Annotated in this window: 1 protein-coding gene; it reads right to left on the reverse strand. The window is 63.2% G+C overall.

Annotated elements, in window-relative coordinates:
* Nucleotides 1-139: 139 nt before the first annotated feature.
* On the reverse strand, nt 140-976 hold an 837-nt coding region (locus tag ACP7B7_RS31610; RefSeq protein WP_426079361.1), incomplete at its 5' end, for a 2-deoxy-5-keto-D-gluconate 6-phosphate aldolase domain-containing protein.

Here is a 976-nt window from a genome sequence, read left to right on the forward strand (position 1 = left end):
GCTTCGCCCAGGCCCGCCACATTGCCGTGGCCAAAGATGGCAAACGCGCCGCCGAACAGGGGTTCGCCACTCTCGACGCGCAGTGCCGCCAGGTAGCGCACCAGCGCCTGCGCCATGGTCAAACGGATGGTTTTATTACTCATGCCGCACGCTCCAGATGGTTGCGGGTGCGTTGCCACAGAACTATCAATTGCTCGAAGTTGGCGCGCACCTGCGCGATCAGGGTGGCGTCATCGATCTGGCCGGCCAGCCAGCGGCGGCTCGGTTCCTGGAAGATCGTACGCCCGACCATAAAGCCGCGGCAGGTGGTGCTCTCTCTCGCTTCGTCGAAGCTGGCGGCCAGCTCGGAAATCGGTGCGTTCAGGCCCAGCAGCACGACGCCACGGCAATACGGATCGCGCTCGTGGACCAGCGCGTCGATGGCCTGCCACTGTTGCGCGGAAAGGCTTTCCAGCTTCCACCATTCCGGATAGATGCCCAGGTTGTACAGGCGCTTGACGGCGCGCAGCACGGTGTGCTCGTCTTGCGGGAAGGCATCGGACGGGATAATTTCCAGCAGCAGTTCGTGACCGCTCACTTGCGCCGCATCGTACAGGGCCTTGATCTGCGCTTCCTGTTCCAGGCGGTTTTCCGGGGCATCGTCCGGATGCAGTTGTACCAGACACTTGATCACATGTTCCTTCGGCCAGCTGACCAGGTGCGAGCCGATCGAGCGGCCCCAGTCGAACTGCAGCGGATTCGAACCCGGCAGTTCCACCGGACGGCCTATCCACCAGCCGCGTCCGGTGGCATCGTTGAGGGCATCGACGCCATAGCGGCCATCGATCAGCACGCCGGTCTTGCCCGACAACTGCAGGGCCTCCTGCGTTTGCGCCACGGCCCGCACCATCAGCTGTTTCAGCTTTGAAATGGCCGCTTCGGTCGCGCCGGCCTGCTGCGACAGTTCGAAAAACTGCGTGCGATGGTCAAACGCGAA

It is taken from the genome of Janthinobacterium sp. PSPC3-1 (genome assembly GCF_049896105.1).
In the GTDB taxonomy this organism is placed as follows: Bacteria; Pseudomonadota; Gammaproteobacteria; order Burkholderiales; family Burkholderiaceae_D; genus Janthinobacterium.